The organism is Aliivibrio finisterrensis, from assembly GCF_008933155.1.
Lineage (GTDB): Bacteria > Pseudomonadota > Gammaproteobacteria > Enterobacterales > Vibrionaceae > Aliivibrio > Aliivibrio finisterrensis.
This window is the reverse complement of the sequence record NZ_WBVP01000012.1, coordinates 1-25,903: the sequence shown is the minus strand read 5'-3', so window position 1 is coordinate 25,903 and position 25,903 is coordinate 1. Positions and strand designations below refer to the sequence as shown.

At 37.8% G+C, this 25,903-nt stretch carries 19 protein-coding genes and 1 pseudogene; 5 read left to right on the top strand and 15 right to left on the bottom strand.

The window, feature by feature from the left end; translation table 11 throughout:
- Nucleotide 1 precedes the first annotated feature (1 nt).
- The 3 genes from F8B77_RS11450 (at nucleotide 2) to F8B77_RS11440 (ending at nucleotide 3,654) form a co-directional block, all read left to right on the top strand.
- Nucleotides 2-1,768 carry an ATP-binding protein gene (locus F8B77_RS11450; protein WP_244298255.1) on the top strand — a complete coding sequence of 589 codons (1,767 nt, stop codon included), beginning with the start codon at nucleotides 2-4 and terminating at the stop codon, nucleotides 1,766-1,768.
- Entirely contained in the window at nucleotides 1,765-2,634 is an 870-nt protein-coding gene (locus tag F8B77_RS11445; protein WP_151655447.1) for a transcription elongation factor GreB, read from the top strand. Before F8B77_RS11450 ends, F8B77_RS11445 begins: the two co-directional genes overlap by 4 nt.
- A 159-nt stretch (nucleotides 2,635-2,793) precedes the next feature.
- Nucleotides 2,794-3,654 (top strand): thymidylate synthase, encoded by an 861-nt coding sequence (locus F8B77_RS11440; protein WP_151655446.1) that lies wholly within the window; start codon nucleotides 2,794-2,796, stop codon nucleotides 3,652-3,654.
- Nucleotides 3,655-3,672: 18 nt separating this feature from the next.
- Here F8B77_RS11440 and F8B77_RS11435 read toward each other — a convergent pair whose 3' ends face one another.
- From F8B77_RS11435 to rppH, 9 genes and pseudogenes are all read right to left on the bottom strand, one after another.
- The gene (locus tag F8B77_RS11435) at nucleotides 3,673-4,167 is read right to left on the bottom strand and encodes a hypothetical protein (protein ID WP_151655445.1); all 495 of its coding nucleotides are present in this window, start codon (nucleotides 4,165-4,167) and stop codon (nucleotides 3,673-3,675) included.
- A complete protein-coding gene (locus F8B77_RS11430; RefSeq protein ID WP_151655444.1) occupies nucleotides 4,167-6,230 on the bottom strand; it encodes a hypothetical protein in 2,064 nt (687 codons plus the stop codon). Before F8B77_RS11430 ends, F8B77_RS11435 begins: the two co-directional genes overlap by 1 nt.
- A gap of 2 nt (nucleotides 6,231-6,232) precedes the next feature.
- Complete coding sequence (locus tag F8B77_RS11425; RefSeq protein ID WP_244298254.1) at nucleotides 6,233-9,010, bottom strand: site-specific integrase; 2,778 nt, start codon at nucleotides 9,008-9,010, stop codon at nucleotides 6,233-6,235.
- Complete coding sequence (locus tag F8B77_RS11420) at nucleotides 9,007-10,254, bottom strand: tyrosine-type recombinase/integrase (RefSeq protein ID WP_151655443.1); 1,248 nt, start codon at nucleotides 10,252-10,254, stop codon at nucleotides 9,007-9,009. Before F8B77_RS11420 ends, F8B77_RS11425 begins: the two co-directional genes overlap by 4 nt.
- 148 nt (nucleotides 10,255-10,402) lie before the next feature.
- Nucleotides 10,403-10,960: pseudogene (locus tag F8B77_RS11415) on the bottom strand (thymidylate synthase); the annotation flags it as partial.
- A gap of 101 nt (nucleotides 10,961-11,061) precedes the next feature.
- Entirely contained in the window at nucleotides 11,062-11,913 is an 852-nt protein-coding gene (gene lgt, locus F8B77_RS11410) for a prolipoprotein diacylglyceryl transferase (protein ID WP_151655442.1), read from the bottom strand.
- Nucleotides 11,914-11,923: 10 nt separating this feature from the next.
- A complete protein-coding gene (locus F8B77_RS11405) occupies nucleotides 11,924-12,727 on the bottom strand; it encodes a sulfite exporter TauE/SafE family protein (RefSeq protein WP_151655441.1) in 804 nt (267 codons plus the stop codon).
- Nucleotides 12,728-14,989, bottom strand: coding sequence for a phosphoenolpyruvate--protein phosphotransferase (gene ptsP / locus F8B77_RS11400; protein WP_151655440.1), 2,262 nt, complete (start codon nucleotides 14,987-14,989; stop codon nucleotides 12,728-12,730).
- Nucleotides 14,990-15,025: 36 nt separating this feature from the next.
- Nucleotides 15,026-15,538, bottom strand: coding sequence for an RNA pyrophosphohydrolase (rppH, locus tag F8B77_RS11395; protein ID WP_151655439.1), 513 nt, complete (start codon nucleotides 15,536-15,538; stop codon nucleotides 15,026-15,028).
- A gap of 598 nt (nucleotides 15,539-16,136) precedes the next feature.
- On the opposite strand from rppH, the gene mutH reads away from it, so the two are divergent.
- Entirely contained in the window at nucleotides 16,137-16,805 is a 669-nt protein-coding gene (gene mutH, locus F8B77_RS11390) for a DNA mismatch repair endonuclease MutH (protein ID WP_151655438.1), read from the top strand.
- A 216-nt stretch (nucleotides 16,806-17,021) separates the two neighbouring features.
- On the opposite strand, the gene F8B77_RS11385 is transcribed toward mutH, so the two are convergent.
- From F8B77_RS11385 to xerD, 6 genes are all read right to left on the bottom strand, one after another.
- The gene (locus F8B77_RS11385) at nucleotides 17,022-18,359 is read right to left on the bottom strand and encodes a sigma-54-dependent transcriptional regulator (protein WP_151655437.1); all 1,338 of its coding nucleotides are present in this window, start codon (nucleotides 18,357-18,359) and stop codon (nucleotides 17,022-17,024) included.
- Nucleotides 18,360-18,737: 378 nt separating this feature from the next.
- A complete protein-coding gene (gene lysS / locus F8B77_RS11380) occupies nucleotides 18,738-20,243 on the bottom strand; it encodes a lysine--tRNA ligase (RefSeq protein ID WP_130046884.1) in 1,506 nt (501 codons plus the stop codon).
- 13 nt (nucleotides 20,244-20,256) lie between these two features.
- Nucleotides 20,257-21,355 (bottom strand): peptide chain release factor 2 gene (gene prfB / locus F8B77_RS11375; RefSeq protein WP_151655436.1). Its coding sequence is split into 2 segments (ribosomal slippage): nucleotides 20,257-21,279 and nucleotides 21,281-21,355, totalling 1,098 coding nucleotides; the frame shifts between segments, so codons are not numbered across the junction.
- Between the two features lie 282 nt (nucleotides 21,356-21,637).
- Complete coding sequence (gene recJ / locus F8B77_RS11370; RefSeq protein WP_151655435.1) at nucleotides 21,638-23,377, bottom strand: single-stranded-DNA-specific exonuclease RecJ; 1,740 nt, start codon at nucleotides 23,375-23,377, stop codon at nucleotides 21,638-21,640.
- 100 nt (nucleotides 23,378-23,477) lie between these two features.
- Nucleotides 23,478-24,251 (bottom strand): bifunctional protein-disulfide isomerase/oxidoreductase DsbC, encoded by a 774-nt coding sequence (dsbC, locus tag F8B77_RS11365; protein ID WP_151655434.1) that lies wholly within the window; start codon nucleotides 24,249-24,251, stop codon nucleotides 23,478-23,480.
- A 76-nt stretch (nucleotides 24,252-24,327) separates the two neighbouring features.
- Entirely contained in the window at nucleotides 24,328-25,224 is an 897-nt protein-coding gene (gene xerD, locus F8B77_RS11360) for a site-specific tyrosine recombinase XerD (RefSeq protein WP_151655433.1), read from the bottom strand.
- Between the two features lie 144 nt (nucleotides 25,225-25,368).
- Between xerD and fldB the strand changes: the two genes are divergently transcribed.
- A complete protein-coding gene (fldB, locus tag F8B77_RS11355) occupies nucleotides 25,369-25,887 on the top strand; it encodes a flavodoxin FldB (RefSeq protein ID WP_151655432.1) in 519 nt (172 codons plus the stop codon).
- Nucleotides 25,888-25,903: the final 16 nt, after the last annotated feature.

Genomic DNA, 25,903 nt, shown 5'->3' with positions numbered 1-25,903 from the left:
GATGAAACTAGAAGCCTTTAATGCAAAACACTTAAGAAGCGAAGATATTGCTAGGTCGTTTGTATCCTCTAAGCTATTTTTAGAGACCGCAAGAAATGAACATACGATTCTTGTTGGGCCGAGAGGTAGCGGAAAAACCACCTTTCTTCGTATGTTAAGTATAAACACTCTTCCCAAGTGGAAAGGTTCCACGAGTCTGAACGTCGAATATGATGGTATATATGTTCCAGGTGATCTTGTTTGGGGAGAAATGATCAAGTCGCTAGAGGATGTTGGTCTAAAAACTGAGATTTCAGAGGCATTCGCATATAGCGCCTTTTTTACTCATGTCATGTTAAGTACTATCGATAGTATCGAAAGCTCTTTAAGTAATATCTCTAGTGAAGTCTTACAGAAGAATTCCGTCAGTGTTCATGAATCTTTAATTGAAATATGTGAAATTTTGAAGCTTCAGCCAGAAAAAGTATCACTGTCTAGAGTTAGGCATGAGCTTGTTATGAAGCTAAATGACCTCGGTGAATACTCTAGAAAGGTAAGTCTTTTTGGAAATTCAAATTTTGATGAAAGCGAATTTGAGAATAAAGTGCCTTATGCGTTTTATGATCTTAAAACAAGTGTTGAGTCCGTCCTCTCATCAATAGACAGAGCTTTAAACCGACCTGAACACCGCTGGGCCTTACTTTTGGATGAGTTTGAGATAGCACCTAAAAATTTACTAGATAAAGTTTTATCTAGTATGCGTTCATCTGCACATAAAGTGATATTCAAAGTTGCCCTTGTTCCTTGTGGTTTTCACCAAGAAGTAAAAACAGAAACAAGTGCCATTAATGATTACTCTATTGTTGAGCTTTGGTATGTTACAAAAGGCGAGAGTAATGAGTTTTGCATGAACTTAGTGACATCAAAGTTTGGCATCAATAATCCAGTCGATAGATTAGGCTCAACAAGATTTGGATCTAGAGTTAACTCAACTCCTCAACAGTGGATTGAAGTCTTTGATGAGCTATATCAAAAGGACCCAACATTTAAAACGTTTGTCCGAGCGAAAAAATTAAATTACAAGAATCACTTCTTATCAGCAGAGGCTACTCCTAGTTTAATAAGAAAAATTTCACCTATCGTTGCATTCAGGAACGCTTTCTTAAACAAGAATGGAAAGAGAAAGGGCAGACGATCGTTACCTGAGTTTTATTCTGGTTGGGAAGCCATATCAACTATTAGTGAAGGGAATCCTAGATGGTTACTTTCCGTGCTAAGTCCGCTTTTAGTGAATGGTGGTACAACTAAAATTAATGAATCAGCGCAAATGGAGAACGTAGATAGCTCAACCAGTAGTTATGCCGCAATGTTAAAAACCTTACCATTATCAAACAATATGGGGCTTTCGACCTTACAACCTGTTTATGGTCTATTAAAAAAAATTGGCAAATATTTCAATCATAGGCTAATTGATGAACCTTTTAATGCTTCTCTAAAGTCTACTTTTACTGTTGACCACGCGGTACCGAAAGATGTCGAAGCTGCACTAATGATTGCGTGGAACTATGGTGCGATTGTATCTGTTAGTTCTGATAATACATTTGGTTCTTATGACAGTTTACAAGGTATGCGATTCAGGCTTTCATATTTGTTGTCTCCTAAATTTGAGCTAAATCTGACAACTAGTACGACAATTAACTTGAGTACTATTTTAACAACAGATATCAAGAGCAAAAAACACACATCTAGTATTGATTCAGATAATAGACAGCAGGATATGTTTTTATGAAATCCAATTACAGCATTCAAAATCTTAAAAATATAATCAACAACTCCGCGAAAGATGAGATGTTATCGTCTGATCTAATTATTACTAAACGAGGTCAAAAAAGGGATGCTATTTCCTTTATTGGAGAAGCGGAGTTTCAATCGATTCAAGTGTTTTCATTTGATGATGATATTGTCGAAGTATTAAGGCAAACAAGTAAATCTGATGGCTCTACTAAGATAGCAATTGATATATCACTAATTGATAGAAAATCACTAGCGGAACTTTTTTCAATAGTCGCCAGAATGGCAATGGTGTATAGCTACGAGATTCGAATAATTTACACTTTAGCTGAGTATAGTCCTCCTTCCGGTGAAGCTCATCCCAATAATGACGTTAAGCCTGTGTCCAATTTTTTTTCAGGTTGGTCAAATCGTCCAGGAATGCCTATTTTATCAGTAGTAGGCTTAGGTTATGAACGAGATAAAGCAGTTGGTGCTGTAGAGTTCCTAGAAAGTTCTGAAGCTTTCTTGTATATACCTCAATCGAAGGAAGATAAATATTATACTGATGTTATTCGAGAAAACAGTAGGTTAATGGGAGCATATCCAGAAAGTAATCGATTTTCCTATGAATTAGAATCACCAACAGAAACGATATACTCTCTGGATTCGGTGATCAGTGCGAACAAAAACAAATATAAGATAGTGTTGCTACCATTCGGCCCTAAGATTTTTTATGCATTATCACTATTATCATCTATAGCTCACCCTGAGGTATCAGTTTGGTACGTAAGTGGAGAAAATGAAGATAGCGATTCTTCGCAAGACAGAGATGTCTCAGATATATCAGGGTTCAGTTTTACTATCAATTACTCAGAAAAATAATAACTAACCCACTGAATAACTGAATACAAATATTTTTATATAGTAATATACATAAACGTTAAGTATTGGCTTCGCAGCTCTTAAATTATTTCAGACATAGTAAAGTCATGTACATGAATGTGATAATATCATGCAAAGAAAAGACACTTGGTAAATATTATGAAGAATAAATACAATCAGTATGAGAACTTGTGTAAGCGAGTTATCAATAAAGGCATTTGGGTTGAGAATGAGAGAACAGGTAAACGCTGCTTAACCGTTATTAATGCGGACTTAGAATACGATATGTCTGCTAATGAATTTCCTCTTGTAACAACACGCAAAACTTTTTGGAAAAGTGCTATCGCAGAAATGCTAAGTTACTTACGTGGCTATGATAATGCGGCAGACTTTCGAAAATTAGGTACTAAAACTTGGGATGCCAACGCTAATAAGAATGAAGCATGGCTTAATAACCCACACCGTAAAGGTGAAGATGATATGGGCCGAGTATACGGGGTTCAAGGGCGTAAATGGGCGAAACCTGACGGTGGTTTTGTAGATCAATATAAGAAGATTATTAATGATCTAAGTAACGGCATTGATGACCGTGGTGAAATCCTTAATTTTTACAACCCAGGAGAGTTCCACATGGGTTGTTTACGTCCTTGCATGTATAGCCACCATTTTTCACTACTCGATGATACTCTCTATTTGAACAGTACTCAGCGTAGCTGTGACGTCCCTCTCGGCTTAGTATTCAATCAAATTCAAGTGGCATGGCTACTCCAGATCACAGCTCAGATTACTGGATTAAAAGCCGGTAAAGCGTTCCATAAGATCGTCAATGCTCATATTTATGAAGATCAAGTAGACCTAATGAAAGAACAAATTCAGAGAGAACCTTACGCTGCGCCTAAACTCATTATTAATCCAAACATTAAGTCACTAGAAGACTTAGAAACATGGGTCACCGTTGATGACTTCGAAGTGATTAATTACCAACACCACGAGCCCATCAAATACCCATTCTCGGTTTAGTCACAATACAATGGGGCGTTAAGCTCCATTATTACCTAACTTATCATTTAATAGGCTCTCTAATAACTCAACTCTTTCCTCAAGCATATTGTGAACTTCCCGCTCTTTTTTAATTTCAGCCTTATGCCATTCTAGACTGTCAATATCGCGCTTAGAACGTATTCTTTGTTTTCCTAACTCTCGTTCTAATTCTGAATATTTAGTGAACCAGTGCAAGATCTCTAGCTTTGATTGATCTAATAAATCCTGTAAGTTACCTTCTTGTTGCTTTTTAGTCAGTTGGCTGCGCTTTAACTCTTCTTGCCTCTGCTTTTTTATTATCTCAAGCTCAACACCTACCCAAGCCCTTGCTCCCTTACAATCAAAAGTATTACGATGAAGCCCCGTTAATCTAATTACTTGAGATTTAGTTACTTTTAGTTTCTTATCTTTCCTTATAGCATCCAATGCGACCTGTATTTTATCGGTATTTTTATCATATAACTCTTGGTTCTTTTGATCATATTCAGCCATCAGATCAGTCCTTCACCCAAATATTCTAGAACCCTTTTTGACTCTTCTATCGTTTCTGCTATCTGATCTTGCCTATCTTCATATCCCTCAACACCGATCAATTTTAGATTAGAAAGATATATTTCTCTCCATTTTGGTGCATTAGCTTTGGTTACTATAGCATTATGACAACGAACAGGATTGCACCTTAAACCACCGATACATGGCAAAGTCTCATCAAAATCTTCAACTCCACCAAAACAGTAACCACTGCCTACATTAATTATAGCTAATCCTTGCTCAACCATCGCTTCATATATATTTTCTTCTGTATAACCAGCTTCCATGCAACCATTGAAGAACTTTTTGATCTTAGAAAGATGTTCATCGGCTTTACCGCCCATATATTTACCATTCGGATTAAAGTTAGCCTTAACTCCTTCTAACTCCGCTGAATGTCTAAGATCGAACAACTTACCATTAGTAACTTTGCTTATTAATTGATTAGCTATACCACCATAGCCCAACGTCGTTTGGCTAACTTTACCTTTACGTGCAAGAGCTTCTGCTGCTGATACTATATGTTTAAGTTGATAAGAAATAACAGGCAGTCCTACATCGGCCCTGATCATTTGATGCGCTAAACTGTGTCTAAATATATACGCACTAATGTTACTTTTAGTCTTCTTTGGAGATATGCCAGTTAATACCCAAAAGCCCTGTTTAACCGTATAAGAGAGAGTTGTCATAGGTGTATTTATTTCATCTGGATATGATGTATTAACATTACCAAAAACATATGTGTTTTTAAAAACCTTGCCGCCTATTAATTCGACTACTTTTATTGCATCAATCATAATTGGTATCGCTACCCAACGATCATTAAACAAATTCCATCGATTATCTCGCCCCTTATGCTCTTCAGCGATAATGGTGTTATTTTTTAAATCCAGACAACTATGAATCTTTAAATCTGAATACACATTGGGTCTTGCTCCCATCAATAAACCGATAACCCATAGTGACGAATAAAATACTTCATTCAAGGTAACTCGAAGAGATTCGGTAAATTTAATTTTTTTCCCAAAATTAGTCTTTACCATCGAATGAATAGACTGGACATCAGAAGCAAATTTTGCCACTTGATTTTCAGGGAAAACGGCGTTGATATCAGCAAGTGAGTATCCTTTCTGACTCAAACGATAAGCGCCATAATCTTCAAACTCCTGTTTTGAAAATGGAAACTCTTTATGTGTTGTTGCTAGGACCTCATAATACTTCGCCATCACAGGGTCATTTACTTTTTCACCAACAGCATACAAAAAACTTACAACATTAAATGAAGCATTCTTAAGAACCGAATCGAATACTTTTGTTTCAAGATAAGGTAGTTTTTCTTCTTTCGTGTCATAGATCTTCTTGCAATTCTCCTCATACGCTTTTTTAATTGCACCATAATCAGCTTGGCACTCAAGCCCTAGATTATCTTTCGTTTTTTGACAATTTAAATAGCCAAAAAAATATTTATAACGACTGTATCTTTTTTTCTTAGATGATATTTTTAGCGTAGTTTTTTTTGCCGCTTCTTCAAAGTCTAATAACGTGATTTCAGAAAGCTTACTACATTGAGCTTGCACGTATTCTTGACCAAGCCGCTTCTCCACTTCATTGAAGACAAAATCCAAAAACCTCAATCCATCTCCGAACACACCAATTAAGGTGTTCGGTTTTATATCGTTTTGTTGATGACCAAAATCTTTTGGTGATGCATAAACATTTAAAAATAAGCACTTTATCTCAGTAATAACACCGAGCGGGATATGCGTATAGGTATCAAAATCAAGCCGAACATGTGATCTACCGACAGAAGCTGATCGGTTTGAAGTTTCCGCATCATAATTCCACTGCATATCCCGAAATACATTCTCCTTAGAAACAGGTAATAGAGATAGTTGGGCGATGTATGAATCAATGTCAACACTAGCTTTATTAGAATCAACTTTATTCAAAATTAATAAACTGGAAAAGATCTCTTTCCAATATTGATTTATTTGCAGTAAATGTTCAAAATGTTTTTGTTCCATTGTTAACAACTCCAGCTATCTAATATTGTAGTTTCAATAAATAACGAGTTTTCTTTTGCCTCCATCAAAGTATCTTCATCAAACTCTGAGGTTTCGGGATTCAAAATATCATCAAGCAGTGAGATATTTTCTAAAACCACAGCATAATAAGGCGTATTAACAACTGCACCACTCTCTAACGATCCCAAATAATCTCTTTGCATTGCAAACAATTCTGGGAGATGTATTTTTGTCAGCATCACATACTCACAAGATAAGCACTTGTTATATTGAGAGCATGGTTTTCCTTTTACATACAAAGATGATTTTTTGATAAACTCGGGTGGATCAAATATATTTTTACAACCGCCGAGTGGGGTTTTCATTATGATCAAATTTTCATCATATCTACGCTGTTGTTTCTTACTAGAATCATGATCACTGACTTGAATGGTACTACTGTAAATATCTTCTATCGCTTTCTTTGCTTTTTCTTTTATGACTCTATCAAATTCTAATTGATCTAGGTATTTCATCGTTGTGTAGATAGAAGTATGACCTAATAAATATTGGATTTCTCTAATTGAAATACCTGCATCAACTAATTCACTAACGAGGGTAGGTCTGAATCTAGTTGTTCTGAGCAACAATGGTTCGCCATCATTATCTTTTAACTGATATTTTTCAACGAGATCCGAATACAACTTACTCATATCCATCTCAGCTAGCGCTTTTGGTGCCTTTTGAAAAGTCACAAAGAGTCTGTTTGATATATCATCTGGCATATACTTTCTAGCCTCTGAAGTTAACTGAATAACTTCATCAAACACGGTTTCAACAAATTTCTGTTGACTCATTGTTAACCATTGTAGTTCAGCATGAAATAAATCAAGATGTATCATTTTTTCCCCTGTTGAGCGCTCCTTCCAATACGTTAAACAAGGTTTATTAGTTAATGGGTGATGCTCTTGATAATCATCAATGTCAAGCTCTAAAATGGGGCTTAGATTCATTCCTAAAACTTGCGCCATTTTTAATACATACACACCAATGTCACCAGTTAGTACTCTTCGAGTTAACACTCCCCATTCTTCGAGCAATTCAGCAAGAGAAAGTCTTCTTGTTGCAGCAAAAGAACAGAGTTTTCTCTGCCCCTTAGTGTAATTTCTATTACGATCTTCTGAGTTCCAATAGGGGGGAATGCAATTACAATCATCTTCAAAAATAATTCTAGCTTGAATCTTTGAGTCATCTAGATTTACATTTTTTCGATCTAATTTTTTGTATGGTTCTAGTTTCTTTTTAACTCGAGTCATTTCTCGCTCTAGCATTTCGTGTATTTGCTTTCGTTCATTCAGCGTATAAGGTTTATAAGCTAGTGTCTCTCTGATAACCTCAAATCCATCAGTCGGAAGATAATTAAAACTTATATTTCGAAATGTTTTCAGTCTGTTAAGCGTGATTCGTAACGATGATAAAATTGTATTTGCATGTGCTGTCGATAGCGTTTTTTCACCAATTTTCTCACCTAAAAATTCTTTAAAATCTCTCAATGACCATGAATCAAAACACTCTTTAAAACTGCTATCAGAGAACACTTCCTTGGTTTCTAAAAAATCACAATAATGTGTATATCCAATATAATAATTAGCAATACCTGATTTTGATGATGCTTTTAATGACGCAACAGCAAATACATGTCGTACATCCTCGTACCACCCTTTTTCTGAACTAAAATCCTCAATAGATACAAGTTTTTTATGTCGTAATTTGTAAAATGCTGAACGCGGGCTTTCCTCTTTGCCTAAAGCTTTTTCTTTGCGGAGGTCTTTACGTTCTTTAAATGTTTTATAATCAGTTCCCTTAAGAATAAGAACTTCACTAGAGAAGCGTTTAAATTCAAAAGCTAATAATGGACCTATTGTTTGTAAGCGCTCTATAGATACTAGATGACTTAAGGCTATTTTATCAATCACCTTTCCAAACATTGGAAGTTCCAACTTTTCTTCATCCGTTAAACCATTTTTCCACTTGAGAAAAATTCTGCGGTGATTCATATCACTACCGATGGCATGACTACTATCTTTAATTTTTCTATATGGGAGAGATACTTCGTACTTCAGTAATAATTGATTGAGTTGCTTTCTAAGTTCTAACATCACAGGTTTGCTACAGCGATAAGGTTTACAATTAAATTTATTAGCTAAATACGCAGCAGAAATCAGACCGTATTGCTCAAAGTAATGATCACGGCCTTCTGCTATCAACTTCCTATTATAAACTCTAGTTGTTAACTCGACATCCCAGAGCTGGTCTGGATTAGATTCACAGTCGGAAATGAAATCACACATAAGAGTCTCGATCACTTTATCATCATCATTTAGTAAAGTACCAAGCTGCTTAAGCTCTTCCTCTATCTTATTAATGTCTTCCCATAAGTAATAGTGACGAATACTATTATAGTTGAGCCTTGCATCATTAAATAGATGACGTAAATCAACTGAGTTACGAGTGGTTGGAACTGATTTCTTTTGGACATCAGTTAAACTATCCCACCAATTGTTTAGTCGTTTTTTGTATGCTTTTTTATTGAGTAAGACACCTAATATCTTAAGTTCTTCATCTATTTTGCTAATATCTTCTTTTAGATATCGACGCACTTCGTGATAAAGTGTTTTTGTGCTATTAAAGAGAAAACGAAAGTCAATTGAGTTGTGAGTGATTGGGGCTGATTTTTTTTGTTCATTAGTTAAGCTATTCCACCAATTATTCAGCATTTCTCTGTATGCTTCATCATTCACTTATCACCTCCCAACCTAGTTCTATTTTTTAGTTTTCTCATCAACTGATATTTTTTGAGAGCAATGCCATTTCGATCTACAAGTTTATCCCACACACCAATTGGAATTTTTGTATACCCTTCTGTTGTAGTTAATGATTGATGTCCGAGGCACTGCTGTAGTAGTAACAATCTATCCAATTGTGTTTTACCTAGATCTTCAGAATTCAAAAGCATAGCACCAAATCCATGTCTAATTTTATGTGGTGATAACATCGTATTGATTAATCCAAATTTTAGCGCTCTTACAGACAACCTCTTTATCAGTTTACTGACTGATTTTTCGGTATAAGGATTACCATTTTGATTCAAAAAGGCAGGAATAGGAGTGTTACCCCATTTTCTTTTTTGCTTCTTATATTCAAGAGTTGAATGATATTTTTGCACTCTATTAATTGTTTCTTTTGAAACTACTGTATTCCTAAATTTTGCCTCTCTTCCACGCCCTTTGTTACCCTTTATTTCCATTGCAACATAATCAGACGATATTTGAATTGTAGAATAATCTACAATTATGCTCTTCCGAGATTCTCTAGATAACTGTAAAATACTATTTTGAAGTATGCTTTCGACTTCCCCCCGACGAACACCAGAATCGTACATAAATTGGATTAGACATTTTTCTCTTTCATTATTGGCAACAAGAAGTAAAGCTTCGATATCATTAAATAGTGCTGGTTTAATCAACGATTCTTTAGCTGCAACAACCAAGCTACCATTTCCATATGGATTATCTTCTCGCATAAGTTTGTAACCAGCAGGAGGGTTACAGAGGAATTCAGAAAAGAATCTATTATAAGTAGCATCCCTGTTTGATAAGGTTTTTCCACTTATTGATGGTTTTTCTACATCGTTATGATTTTTATTGTTTCGGCAATAGTCAAAATATTTCTGAATTTCTGTTTCGTGGACAGTCATCAAACAATCATCTCGTTTAGAGCCAACATGATTATCATCATAAGTAGTGAGATATTTAACTAAGTAACGTAAGTTGTTTGCATAAGTTTTGACTGACTGATCGCTATAATTTCTTCTGTAGTCGGTAAGAAAATCAGATATTAATGGCAACAATTCAATTCGTTCATTAAAGACCGCCACACCTTCTGCAAGAAAAATTACTTTGGGATACCCATCTAAATCTTCATGAGCCACAGATTTTGTTATATTAAGTTTCTTACCAGCAGATATGACAACAGAATTATCCATATAAACCTCGAGCTATGCATTAAACTACAATGACTATATATTTATCTTACGTATTGTGTAAATTAAGTGTAGTACAATAAATATAAAAGCAAATAAAAATGAGGTTACAGTTAATTACTAAGTGTGCAGATAGTATGAGGGGTTATAAAAGCGGAACATCACACGAGCGTTGAGTACTATTTAAGTACAATGTGTCCCCTAATAGTGAAAAATGGTGTGAGTACATGCATGGACGTAAGCAACCCATATCAAACTCACCAGGATTGTAGAAGTTTAAAATTTCACCACGGTCATCAATACCTGCGCTTAAATCATCAATGATCTTTTTCAGTTGATCGACAAACTCACCATTTGGTTTTGCCCACGAACGACCTTGTACACCATACACCCGGCCCATGTCATCATCGCCTTTACGATGAGGGTTATTCAGCCATGCATCATTTAAGTTCGCATTCGCATCCCATGTTTTAGTGCCAATTTTGCGGAAATCTTCTGCGTTATCATAACCGCGAATATAACCAATCATCTCTGCGACGGCCGCTTTCCAAAAACTCTTACGTGTCGTTACTAGCGGAAATTGGCCATTAGCAACATCGTAAGTTAAATCGGCGTTAATCACCGTTAGGCAGCGTTTTCCTGTACGTTCGTTTTCAATCCAAGTCCCTTCATCAACGATGCGTTGGCATAAATCTAAATACTGCTTCACGGGTCTGCTCTCTTAAAATTAGTTAAAAAAATGGCCTCAAACGAGAGGCCATTACTATAAATCGTCATTAACGCTATTCTAGCGTATTTTTCTTAGTTTGTTTATTTTGCTTTTTGTTTAGATTTCTTTGACTTGGTACCGCTGCTCTTCAAATCAGTCGCAAAAAGATTACGTTTGAATGCCCAAATCATCATCAATAGACCACCAATCACCATTGGCAATGATAAAATTTGTCCCATTGAAATCCAGTCACCAAATAGACCTAACTGAGCATCAGGTTGGCGGACGTATTCTACCAAGAAACGGAAGGTTCCATAGCCAAATAAGAATAAGCCTGAAACTGCACCTAGTGGACGGGGCTTGCGAATAAACCAATTTAGAATGAAGAATAGAACAACACCTTCCAGTGCAAATTCATATAACTGAGATGGATGACGAGGGAAAGGGCCACCCGTTGGGAATACCATCGCCCAAGGTACATCAGTAACACGGCCCCATAACTCACCATTCATGAAGTTACCAAGACGACCGGCACCTAGACCAAATGGAACTAATGGCGCTACAAAATCAGCAATGGTAAAGAAGCTACGATTATTTTTATAACCGTACCAGAGCATTGCGGTGATAACACCTAACAAGCCACCATGGAAAGACATACCGCCCGTCCAGACTTCAAATAAGTACAGAGGATTCTCTAAGAAATGGCCAAAGTTATAAAACAGGACATAACCAACACGTCCACCAATGACTACCCCTAAAAAGCCTGCAAACAGAAGATCACTCACTTGATCACGAGTCCAACCGCTGTTTGGTTTATCAGCACGTTTATTAGCAAGCCATAAGGCAAACATGAAACCGAATAAATACATTAAGCCGTACCATCGTACTGCTAATGGCCCTATTTCAATCAAAACTGGATCGATGTGTGGGAAGTTCAAATACCCCTGACTCATGACTACTCTCTTATCCTAAGAACATTTTACTGCCAATAAATACTAGAAATACGGCAAAGATTTTTTTTAATGTCGGTGTTGGTAAATGTGACGCTAATTTAGCCCCAACTCTAGTGGTTAAAATAGAGGTAAAGCTAATACCACACAATGCGGGTAAATAAACGTAACCTAAACTCATTGGCGGTAAGTTTTCCACATTTACACCATGTATTACAAACCCTATCATGCCTGCAATAGCGATTAATGTGCCACATAATGAAGAACTGCCAATGGCCTTTCTCATTTCAACACCATGAAAACTTAAATAAGGTACCGTTAGTGATCCACCACCAATGCCCGCTAAGCTAGACACGATACCAATAACACCACCGGATGTCGCAACTTTAAGCGGTGGCGGCATTATTCTTGTCGCCGTAAATTTAAGCGCTAACAGCATCTGTAGAGCTAATAAAAGCACAATAACCCCAAACACTTTCGGCAAATAATGTGCTGGTATTAATTCGGTAAGGTAACTGCCAATAAAACCGCCTAGAATAACCCCTGGCGCTAAACTTTTAATAAGCCCCACTTCGACATTGCCTAAACGTAAATGGTTCCATGCCGATGAGCTTGAGGTGAATATAATGGTCGCTAGTGAGGTTCCTAATGCCATTTGCATTGCAATAGTAGCGTCAATCCCTGCTTGAGGAAGTAGCCATAACAATGCAGGAACAACAAGTAATCCACCACCAATGCCTAATAAGCCAGCCATTACTCCAACAACACTGCCTAATGCAAGATAGAGTGCAAAAATAGACCAAAAATCCACTGACATTTATTTACCTGCTCGAATAAATCCTGAAAGATTCTTCTCTTCAAAAAACGCCATCATATCAGCTAAAATTTGCTCTGCATCATCATGGTGTAAAAGTTTAGCTATTAGCGTTTCTATTTCTGATAACCCTACCTGTCTAATAATATACTTAACTTTTGCTACATTAGAAGTATTCATACTTAAACTGTTGTAACCCAGGCCCATCAACAATAAACATCCAATGGAATCACCCGCTAATTCTCCACAGACACTCACGGGTAATCTACACTGATTTGCCGTATCAATAATCTGTTTTAATGCTAACAACACCGCTGGATGATAAGACTCATACACATGAGAAACTCGTGAGTTATTTCTATCTACTGCTAATAAATACTGAGTTAAGTCATTAGTACCAACAGAAATAAAATCAACAAGTCCTGCGACTCTCGGTAATAAATACAGCATTGAGGGTACTTCAACCATCATACCTATGCGTGGTTTTGAGAAGCTCCCATCAGACTCACTAAGCACCTCTTCATAAGCCTGATTAATCAAAACTCGTGCTTGTTTTAATTCTGGTATCCCTGAAATCATCGGCAACATAATCGATAAATTTTCATTGCCAATATTCGCTCTGACCATGGCTTTTAACTGCAGTAAAAAAATATCAGGATGATCTAAAGTGAACCGAATGCCACGCCAGCCTAAAAATGGATTATCTTCTTCTATTGGTAAATAAGGTAATGGCTTATCCCCTCCAATATCCAACGTTCTCATGATGACTGGTTTTTGAGGATAGGTTTCTAAAATTGCCTTATATTGCAAATATTGCTCTTCTTCAGAAGGGAATCTTTGGTGCAATAAAAAGGGTATTTCGGTGCGATACAGCCCTACACCATCAACCCCTTGGTTAACAGCAATGCTTGAGTCTGCGCTTAATCCGGCATTAAGATGGATCTTCATCAAATGCCCATCTAGCGTTAATGTTGGTTTATCTAGATCTTGTGTTATTAACTCAGAGAGTGCGATCTCTTCGTTTTGTAATTCGATGTATTCTTGAGTTAGCGCTTCTGTCGGCTTGATATAAAGCAAGCCACTGTAACCATCAACAATGGCTAACGATTTATGGTAATGAGCTGGGTTAAACTCTACGCCCATAATCGCCGGGATACCTAAAGCTCGAGATAAAATAGCAGCGTGAGAGTTAGCAGCCCCCTCAAGAGAGATAACCCCTCTTAACTTATCTTTTGGGATACTCGCAAGCATTGAAGCAGTTAATTGATTTGTCACCAAAATAACAGGGTGAGACAGTTCAATATCTAGGTTATCTTCATAGTTTAAAAAGTAGAGTAAACGCTGTCCTAGCTCTCTAACGTCATTTGCTCTCTCACTTAAATAAGAGTCACTCATTCTCTCAAAGCGGCCAGCATAAGACTCAATAACTTGGCGCAATGCCCACTCAGCAGAGTCCCCTTTATCAATCTGTTTTTTCAGATCAGCTTTCAGCATTGGATCATTTAATAAGTGAGTAAAGAGATCAAATATTGCCAACGTTTCGTTGTTCAGCTCTTGCTCAAAACGTTTTTTCGCACGTCTAAAATCCTTTAAAGCTAACTCAACCGCTGTACCTAAACGATCTTTTTCCAGCTCAATATCAAGACAAGAACTTGGTAAAATTGCTTCTATTTTAGGTTGGGCATCATCAAACCATAAAGGGGCAATACCTACGCCATTAGACGCAGAGATCCCTTTAAATTGTTTCTGTTGTATTACTGAAGTTTGTAGGTGAGCAGACCAACTTTCGTGTGCTTTCGCGTGCGCTAATACCACCGCAAGTTGAGCAGAAAGCGTAACAAGAAAGGATTCTTCCACTTCAGTAAATTGGCGTTTCTCTTTCTGCTGAACAACTAAAACACCTAAATTTTGTCGACGATAGATGATCGGCGTCGCCAAAAAAGAGTTAAATTTATATTCAGCAATACTTGGAATGTATTTATACGAGGGGTGTACAGAGGCATTAGCGAGGTTTAATGGCTCGCAGCTACGTGCAACCAGGCCTACAAGCCCTTCATCAATACCAAGTGAAACGGTATTCGGCTTGGCTTTTAAACCTTCGGTAGCCATCAATTCTAAACGCAGATTATCATTACTCATTAAATAAACTGAGCAACACTCTGTTCGCATTGAGTGACGGGTATTCTTCACTAATAACGCTAAAGCATCATCGAGCGATTCTGCTTTAGCGACGTGATCAACTATATCCCTGAGTTGAGTAAGCATAAGAGGCAATCCTTGAGGTTATAAGGTATCGACCGCTTAACCTTGTTTACCTTTCCTTTTAAATTTTCGTTCCTTAAACGGCATAGCAATTACCGCGAACTCTTTGAGGGCTCGACGATAAACATCACGCTTAAATGAAACCACTTGTCTAACTGGGTACCAATAACTTACCCATCGCCAACCATCAAATTCTGGCGTGCGATCTCTTTGCATATTCACCTTGGATTCGTCACATTCCAAGCGTAGCAAAAACCACTTCTGTTTTTGCCCAATACAGACAGGTTTTGAATCCCATCTAACTAAACGCTTCGGTAATTTATATCGTAACCAATGGCGGCTACTTGCTAAAATACGTACATCATTTTTTGTCAGACCAACTTCTTCATACAATTCTCGGTACATTGCTTGCTCTGGTGTCTCACCATCATCAATGCCACCTTGTGGAAATTGCCAAGAATGTTGACCGTATCGTTTCGCCCAGAATACTTGACCATGGCTATTGCATATCACTATCCCGACGTTCGGGCGGAAACCATCGCCATCTATCACTGGATGACCTCATCTTAAACTTATATTACCTATGATTTTTTCACAGATCGTCTCTTTGAGCAAACAGGATCACGCTTTCTCATCACGTTTTACTAAAATAACCTCCTTTATTGAATAACTTTTAATCACAAGAGAACTTATCAACATAACAATGAGAGCTACCCCACATTTATTCACCTTTTCTGTGTATAACTTTGTGCAGAAGATAAAAACAAATCAAATTGAGCAATAAAAATCAATTTATCAATAGAGTAAGGATAATAATGGGAAATCAATAAATATTATAATAAACATAAAGTTAAACAAAAGATCTTTAATTGGATCTTTTTTATTTAACTCTGATTGAATAATACGAACACAGATCGATTAAATATTGAGCAACTTGATGGTTACCCACAATTACAAGCTCTATAATGTGCTAGCCCTTAAAAAGTCAATAACTTATTAAGAATTAAAGCACTGTACATAGATCCATAAAAACAAATATAGAGCAAAAAACAATCTTCAATGTGGATAACTTCATAAGATCCAATCAAGAGTGCTAAATAGAAAAGATTATATGGTAATCTTATCGTTCTATCGCCATTAAAGAGCCACTATGAAACAACCACCACCAAACAGTATTAATGAACTATTAACCAGAGCTGAAAACATTGCAGGCTATACACTCTCTGAACTTGCTGAACAAGCAGGAATAGCTGTCCCTGAAAATTTAAAGCGAGATAAAGGCTGGGTTGGACAGTTATTAGAATGGCATTTAGGCGCTTCTGCAGGCAGTAAACCATTGCCTGATTTCATTGATCTTGGTATTGAACTTAAAACAATTCCGATCAGTTATAGCGGAAAACCTCTTGAAACCACTTTTGTCTCTGTTGCTCCTCTAACTGGGGTACATAGTTTAAAGTGGGAGGAATCTCATGTTCGCCATAAATTAGCTCATGTTCTGTGGATCCCTGTTGAAGGGGAACGAGAAATCCCTGTTGGAGATCGACATGTTGGTTACCCTGTACTGTGGAAACCCTCTATAGCAGAAGAGCACCAATTAAAGCAAGATTGGGAAGAATTAATGGACTTAATTGTCTTAGGAAAAGTTGAATCTATCACGGCAAAGCATGGCGAAGTTTTACAGCTTAGACCTAAAGCGGCAAACAGCAGAGCTCTTACTGAAGCTTATGGGGAGAATGGAAACCCAATTAAAACGCTACCAAGAGGGTTTTATTTAAAAACTCATTTTACTCATGCGATCTTAAAATCATTCTTTAATTAAAAAAAGGCCTTATCTCTGATTAAGATAATACCATTCTGGATAAGTAGTTGTTCAGATAATTGCGTAGGAAAAATCGATTAGAGCAAGGCATAAATTACAGTAACTAGTGGATCTAATTACAAAATTTATAACGCAGATATAATCGATTTTAACAAGCAAGAATGATCAAATACTTATGTAGATTGGTATAAGACCCTTTTATTAACTTTGCTTTTATTAGCTGTAGCTTCTTGGCTCTGAAATCAAGTTATGTTTATTCAATAAACGATACATGGTGGCGCGCGACACTCCCAGCTCTTTTGCAGCAGAGGACACCTGACCATCATGAGACTCTAATACCATCAAGAGTGCATCACGCTCTGAATTTTCACGAATAACACGTAAGCTTCGTTTTGTATCATTGCGCTGTGGAAGATCTAAATGCTCCAGATCTATCGTCATGCTATCTGCAAGTAATACTGCACGTTTAACCTGGTTAACTAATTCACGAACATTACCCGGCCATTGGTAATGCAGCATAGTTTGCATTGCCTCTTCTGAGAAAGTACGTGCTTGCGTATTGTATTCTCTGGCATAGCGTTGAAGAAAATGATCCGCTAAGATCGATATATCTGAACATCTCTCTTTTAAAGAAGGGACATGAATACGCAGCACATTCAGACGATAATATAACTCTTCTTTAAAGTTACCTTCTTCTATCGCTTTTTCAAGATCAATATGGCTTGCAACAATCACTCTCACATCAAGATCAATAAAACCCTGAGTTGTTTCTATATTACCTTCTTGTAAAAAGCGTAATAAATGTTGCTGTTGAGTTGCTGGTAAATCATTAATATCATTTAAGAACAAAGTGCCACCGCTCGCTTGGAACAGTTTAGACTCTTGGTAATCGGATAAATCCAGTCCAAACAACTCTTGTTCTATTTTTGATTCAGATAATGAACCACAGTTTAATGAAATAAATGGCCTTTTATTACGACCAGAAGAATCATGCACTGCTTTTGCTACCGCATCCTTACCAACACCACTTTCACCAGAGATAAGAATAGAAACATCTGTTGGTGCTACTCGACGAATTTGATCTCGTAGACGCTTCACTGCCGGCGCTTCGCCTAAAATGCCTAAATCCGATTTTTGCCCCATATTTGGCCAAACTTTACGTTCTAATTTTAGCATTCCTAATTGGTGACCAATAGTACTTAGCAACTGAGCATCAGGAATTGGAGCGGTAAAGAAATCAATGCAGAAATTCACAATAAATTGACAAATAGTATCTGAGCTTAGTTGTGATTCACGGATAAATGCCATCCAACGTACTTGTTTATTATTATTTACTAACGTTGCAATACCATTAAGGCTGAAATCATCTTGGCTTAGATCAACAATACCAATACATGGCCCAATTTCATCAAACAATGCTTGCGCAGCACGAAGGTCATAACAACGATGACAACGCCAGCCAACTTGTTCTAATACTGCTAACCAAGGTTCGTAGCTTCCACCAACAACCACTAACGAACCTGGAACAGAATCCATACGAAACTGAGTACCCATAGCCATACCTCTAAATTCTTTATTTAACCAACTAAACTTTCTTCTAAAGGCAACTATACAGGTTTTAAGACTCCCCACGATCTCATAAGTGAGATACTCGTCATCCTTTTAACAAAAACACACAAAAATACAAACAAGAAGCAAACAACAGTTAACGCACCGGAAATAAATATGCTTCATCTATGAGATGCGTTTAATTTTATAATATAAAGAAAGATTTTTTTATTACTTTTATAGTCATATTCTACTTTAAAGAGAAATGTAAAAGTTAGGTCAATTGATGAGGAAGTATGCCTGTATTCTAATATTTTCCTTTTTATAAAAAAAAGAGCAGTTTTAAACACTGCTCTTTCATTAATATACTAATTTTATTCTAAATTATGCTTGAGGACGCATAGAAGGGAATAAAATAACATCACGAATTGTGTGAGTGTTAGTGAATAGCATCACTAAACGGTCAATACCGATACCTTGACCTGCTGTTGGCGGTAAACCGTGCTCAAGTGCTGTAATATAATCAGCATCATAAAACATTGCTTCATCATCACCAGACTCTTTTGCGTTAACTTGCGCTTTAAAACGCTCGTCTTGGTCTTGAGCATCATTAAGCTCAGAGAAACCATTTGCTACTTCACGGCCACCAATAAAGAACTCAAAACGGTCTGTAATGAAATCATTGTTATCGTTACGACGTGCTAATGGTGAGATATCCGCTGGGTATTCAGTGATGAACGTAGGTTGCATTAACTTAGGTTCAGCTGTTTCACCAAAGATTTCTTCAAGAAGCTGACCACATGTCCAGAAGCTTTCAACGTCAACATGCACTGATTTCGCGATAGAAACCATTAAGTCACGATCTTGAACGCCTTCGTACGTTAGCGCTTGAATCTCAGCATGCTCTGGGTTGTATAGTTTAATCGCGTCTAGCATGCTCATACGTGCGTATTTGCCACCAAAATCAACGGTATACTCACCGTAAGGCATTTTATCACTGCCTAGAACAGAGATAGCTACTTGAGATAGCATTGCTTCTGTTAGATCCATTAGATCGTTGTAATCAGCATACGCCATGTAGAATTCCATCATTGTGAATTCTGGGTTATGACGTGGAGATAGGCCTTCGTTACGGAAGTTACGGTTAATTTCGAACACACGCTCAAAACCACCAACAACAAGACGTTTTAGGTAAAGCTCAGGGGCGATACGTAGGTACATATCAACATCAAGTGCATTATGGTGTGTTACGAATGGACGTGCAGAAGCGCCACCAGGGATAACGTGCATCATTGGCGTTTCAACTTCCATGAAGCCTTTATCAACCATGAAGTTACGAATTGCTGAAACCACTTTAGAGCGGATAACAAATGCAGTACGTGAATCATCATTTACGATAAGGTCAACATAACGCTGACGGTAACGCATTTCTTGGTCAGTTAACCCGTGGAATTTTTCAGGTAATGGACGTAATGCTTTTGTTAGCAATACATACTCTTCCATATTCACGTAAAGATCGCCTTTACCTGATTTATGTAGTGCACCTTTAACACCGATGATGTCACCGATATCTAGACCTTGGTATTTGTCTTTAAGCTCTTTTTGCACATCTTTCGATGCATAAGCTTGGATCTTACCAGACACTTCTTGGATCAATAAGAAAGGACCACGCTTAGCCATGATACGGCCTGCGATAGCAACGATATGGTTTAATTCTTCTAGCTCTTCTTTGGTCTTTTCACCAAACTCAGCTTGAAGGTCACTCGCAAGACTATCACGGCGGAAGTCATTTGGGTGGCCATTCGCCTTACATGCTTGACGGATATGGTCTAATTTACCACGACGTTCTGCAATCAGTTTGTTTTCATCTAGTTGTACTTGGTCAGTCATAATGAACCCTTTCTTATAATCCAGATTTTAAGCTGGCTTCGATAAATTTATCTAAATCACCGTCTAATACGGCTTGCGTATTACGATTTTCAATGCCGGTACGCAAATCTTTAATGCGCGAATCATCTAATACGTATGAGCGAATCTGACTGCCCCACCCGATATCGGATTTAGAATCTTCGTTTACTTGTTTCTCTGCGTTTTGTTTCTGAAGCTCAAGTTCAAACAGTTTTGCTTTTAACTGCTTCATTGCTTGTGCTTTGTTTTTATGCTGAGAACGATCATTTTGACATTGCACTACTGTATTTGTCGGAACGTGAGTAATACGTACCGCAGATTCAGTGGTGTTTACGTGTTGACCACCCGCGCCAGAAGCCCGGTATACATCAATACGTAAATCAGCAGGGTTAATATCTACTTCAATGTTGTCATCTATCTCAGGATAGATAAACGCTGAGGCAAATGAGGTATGTCGACGACCACTTGAATCAAATGGTGATTTACGAACTAAACGGTGTACGCCAGTTTCTGTGCGTAGCCAACCATAAGCGTATTCACCAGAAATGCGTACTGTTGCGCCTTTTAGGCCTGCTACATCACCATCAGAAACTTCGATTATTTCCGTTTTAAATCCTTTGGCTTCCGCCCAACGCAAGTACATACGTAACATCATTGATGTCCAATCTTGCGCTTCTGTACCACCAGAACCTGACTGCAAATCAATATAACAATCAGATGCATCATGTGCGCCAGAGAACATACGACGAAATTCTAACGCCGCGAGTTTTTCTTCTAAGCCAGCAAGCTCTGGTTCAATTTCATCAAACGTCTCTTGATCTTGTTCTTCTACTGCTAACTCCAGTAAGCCTTCAACGTCTTCACCGCCTTGGTCTAATTGGTCAATAGTTTCTACAATCGCTTCTAAAGATGCACGTTCTTTACCTAACGCTTGTGCGCGCTCAGGTTCATTCCATACTTCTGGTTGTTCTAGCTCTGCATTGACTTCTTCTAGACGCTCTTTCTTAGCATCATAGTCAAAGGTACCCCCTCAGGATATTTGTGCGATCAGACACATCCTGGAGACGGTTTTTAATAGGATTAATTTCGAACATGGTGTTTTATCATCGCCGAATAAAAAATAACCGAGAGATTTTAACCAAAAGTGTGATAGAAATCGAGGTATTTCACCCTCTGAAAGCAAGAACAATAAGGATTGAGAAAATGGTGTAAATTTAATCACACCAATTTTCTTTTTATTTAACCTCTAGCCGGAATACGCGCCTTTCTATTTTCATACAAAGCAAAAAATGCAACATGCCACCAAACTTTACTTAACGTAAATCTTAGTGTTAGTTAACCTTTTTGTTTTATTTTTTCTTTATAGTGCAATGACATTACATTGGTTCTATGTATTCAACCATTAATTGTAATGTTTGATTGCCTCGAAATTCATTAATATCTAAACGATAAGCCAGTTTTACTTTTTGAACAGAGGCATCAGGCCAGCGACGAACATCGATATTAAATGCAATAGCATCAACCATTTTATTGGTTGGAAAATCTTTATGCAGTGGTTCCAACATTAACTTAAGGTGTTTTTCACCCACCAAGCGTTGGTTTAGTACTTTAAATTCACCATCAAAAATAGGCTCTGGGAAAGCTTGTCCCCATGGACCGCCCGCTCGAATGATCTCTGCAGTACCTAAAGTAAATTCTTCCGGTGTTAGTTCGCCATCTGACAGTACAACTCCAGTTAACGTCTCTTCTTCTACTGACTCACGCACTACATCATCAAAGGCTTGGCTGAACTTCTTATAATCCACTTCTTTAATGGTTAACCCTGCTGCCATCGCATGACCACCAAATTTTAAAATCAACCCTGGGTTACGGGTATCAATCAAATCCAGCGCATCACGCATATGAAAGCCAGAGATAGAACGGCACGACCCTTTAATGAATCCATCGCCACCATCAGCAAAGGCGATCACTGGACGGTGATATTTTTCCTTAATGCGAGAAGCGAGAATTCCAATAACACCTTGATGCCAATCGCGTTGAAATAAAACCAAACCAAACGGCAATTCTGTCTGTGCACCAAATTCAAGTCGCTCACAAATCGCCATTGCTTCATCTTTCATCCCTTGCTCAATCTCTTTGCGAGTTTGATTTAAGGCATCCAGCTCTGAAGCCATACGACGCGCTGCATGAATGTTATTCGACATCAGCAATTCAACGCCAAATGACATGTCATCCAAACGCCCTGCTGCATTAATTCTTGGCCCAAGCGCAAAGCCAAAATCAGAAGCCACAATTCGAGAAGGGACTTTGTTGGCCACTTCGATTAACGCTTGAATACCAGGACGGCATTTTCCAGCACGAATACGCTGAATACCTTGATGTACCAAAATACGGTTATTTTCATCCAGAGCCACCAAATCAGCGACAGTACCAAGAGCGACTAAATCCAATAAATCGGCTAGGTTAGGTATAGGGATATTTTGGATTTCAAACCAGTTGTTTTCACGTAAACGCGCACGAATCGCTAGCATCAAGTAAAAAGCAACCCCCACACCTGCTAATGATTTTGATGGAAAGGCACAGGCTTCTAAATTTGGATTTACAATCGCATCTGCTATTGGCAAATGTGTTCCGGGTAAATGGTGATCAGTCACCACCACTTCCATTCCATATTCTTTGGCTTTTAATACCCCATCAATGGATGAAACACCATTATCCACCGTCATAATGATTTCTGCGCCCATCTCTTTGGCTTGATCTACCACATCAGGGCTTAATCCATAGCCATCTTCAAAACGATTAGGTACTAAATAATCAACATTACTGCTGCCCATCATTCGAAATGCCATCACAGACAACGCAGAACTTGTCGCCCCATCAGCATCGAAATCACCCACGACAATAATACGAGTTTGTTTTGCGATCGCCTCAACTAGAATATCAACCGCTTTGGTAATACCATGCATTGATTGAAATGAGAGCAAGGATTTAGCACCACGCTCTAACTGATCATTTGATGTAATACCACGAGCTGCATAAATCCGTTGTAAGATTGAAGGAATTGAACTCGGAAGTGCTGGAATTTCTGGAATAAGACGACGTTTCACTTCAATCATGATAATGGCCCAAGGTTAGGTTTATAAAGATAAAAAAATCCCCGCACCATACTTAAGTTAAATAAGTATTGCGGGGATTTAAATTCGATTACGTAAGAATTTATTTTTCTAAGTCTTTCAAAAGCTCTTGTGCTGGCTTGTAACCAGGAACAAGATCACCATTAGGCAGTACAATTGCAGGAGTACCATTTACACCCATTTTACGACCTAATAAATACTGTTCTTTGATGATGCTCTTACACTGAGCTGTTGCTGGTTTTTCACCATTAATTGCACGGTGTGATTTTGCATCTTCCATTGCTTGTTGTTTGTCATCAGCACACCAAATTTGTGCCATTTCATCTGCAACAGAGCCTTGATAACCTTGACGAGGGTAAGCCAAGTAACGAACCGTAATACCTGCATCGTTATAGTCTTTCATCTCTTTATGAAGTTTTGTGCAGTAACCACAAGTGATATCTGTAAATACCGTGATAACGTGTTTTTCATCCTTAGCAGGGAACACAATCATGTTCTCACTTTGGCTATCAACCAATTTTGCAAAACGAGCTGCTAATAAATCTTTCATATTGCCATTTTCATCAAACTCAAAAATACGACCTTGAATGAAATGCTTACCATCATCTGATACATAAAAAATACCAAATGGTGTTTCTACTTGTTTAAAACCATCAACTTCAGAGTTGTGAATGGCTTCTACAGGTAAACCCAATACAGTTAAACGTTGAGTAATCGCTTGCTCTGAATCAGATTGAGAGACTTCTACAGAAGGCGCTACCACTTTCTCTTCTGCTTGCTCATCAGAACATGCTGTAAAAGAAATTACACTCAATAGAGCAATAAACATCGCGCTAGTACGGCGAATAAATGACATAAAAGTACCTATAAAAAAAGTAAAAATAGAAGGTTTAAATTGTAGAGTAGTAAACCAACAAGAAGTTCCCTTTTCACTATGAACGAGGGTGATGCTCTTGATGGATCTGTTTTAAACGTTCCGTTGCTACGTGAGTATATATTTGTGTTGTCGAAAGATCACTATGTCCTAGTAACATTTGTACGACACGTAAGTCTGCACCATAATTTAATAGATGTGTCGCAAACGCATGGCGCAAGACGTGTGGCGATAATTTATCCGTATCAATACCTGCAATAACAGCATAATGCTTAATACGATGCCAAAAGGTTTGCCTTGTCATCTGTCTTGCTCTTTTACTTGGAAAAACCACATCTGAACTTTTTTCACCAAGTAACACTGGACGCCCTTGGTCTAAAAACGTTTGAATCCAATCTACCGCATTTTCTCCCATCGGTACTAAACGTTCCTTGTCCCCCTTACCAGTAACACGAACCACACCTTGGCGAAGGCTCAAGTTTTCCATGGTTAAGCTAACTAACTCAGTGACACGTAGGCCTGTTGCATAAAGCAGTTCTAGCATTGCGCGATCTCGAAGCTCTAATGGATCGTCTACATTTGGCGCTTCTAATAAATCATTGACTTGCTCTTCACTTAAATCTTTTGGTAACCGCTGTGGTAGCTTAGGGCTCATCAATAACGCGGTTGGATCATCACCTCGAATTTTCTCACGGTGTAAATACTGAAAGAATCGACGAAGTGCAGACAACATACGAGCTCGTGAAGTCTGTTTGTATTCTTTATCTACCAAGTACGCTTGATATTCATTTAATCCCATTGCTGAAATAGAGGCACACTTATAATGATTATCCTCTAGCCATTGCAGTAATTTCACCAAATCATTTCGATACGAAGCCAAGGTATTTTCTGATAAGCCACGCTCCATCCACATGGTATCTAAAAAACGCTCAATTAAAGCCATATCATTGTTCATTGCCATCACCATTTACTGAAAACCAAAAAAAACACTGGTTAGAATTACAGTATTAAACAATTATCAAGGCTTTCATTGCAAGTTTAATTTTAAGAATCATTTGCGGTACACTAGGCTTTAATCCTCATTAATATGGTAGTTAAAATGAAAATTGGTCTGTTTTACGGCTCTTCCACTTGTTACACCGAAATGGCTTCTGAAAAAATCAGAACAATCATGGGTGAAGAACTGGTTGATATCTACAATATTAAAGAGACACCAGTAGTCACAATGAACGATTACGATCTGCTATTACTTGGCATATCAACGTGGGATTTTGGTGAAATTCAAGAAGACTGGTTAGCCGTGTGGGAAGAGTTAGATGGCCTTTCTCTAGAAGGTAAAACTATTGCTCTATTTGGCCTTGGTGATCAAGAAGGCTATGGCGAATGGTTCTTAGATGCAATGGGGTTATTGCACGATGAATTAAAAGCTACTGATGCTAAGTTTATCGGTTATTGGAAGAACGAAGGCTATCAGTTTGATGCATCAAAAGCGTTGACTGAAGATGAATCTCACTTTGTTGGTTTGGCGTTAGATGAAGACAGCCAATACGATAAAAGTGATGAGCGTATTGAGCAGTGGTGTGAGCAGGTGCTAGTGGAATATCACGATTCACTTTAAGGTTTCAGGTTTCAGG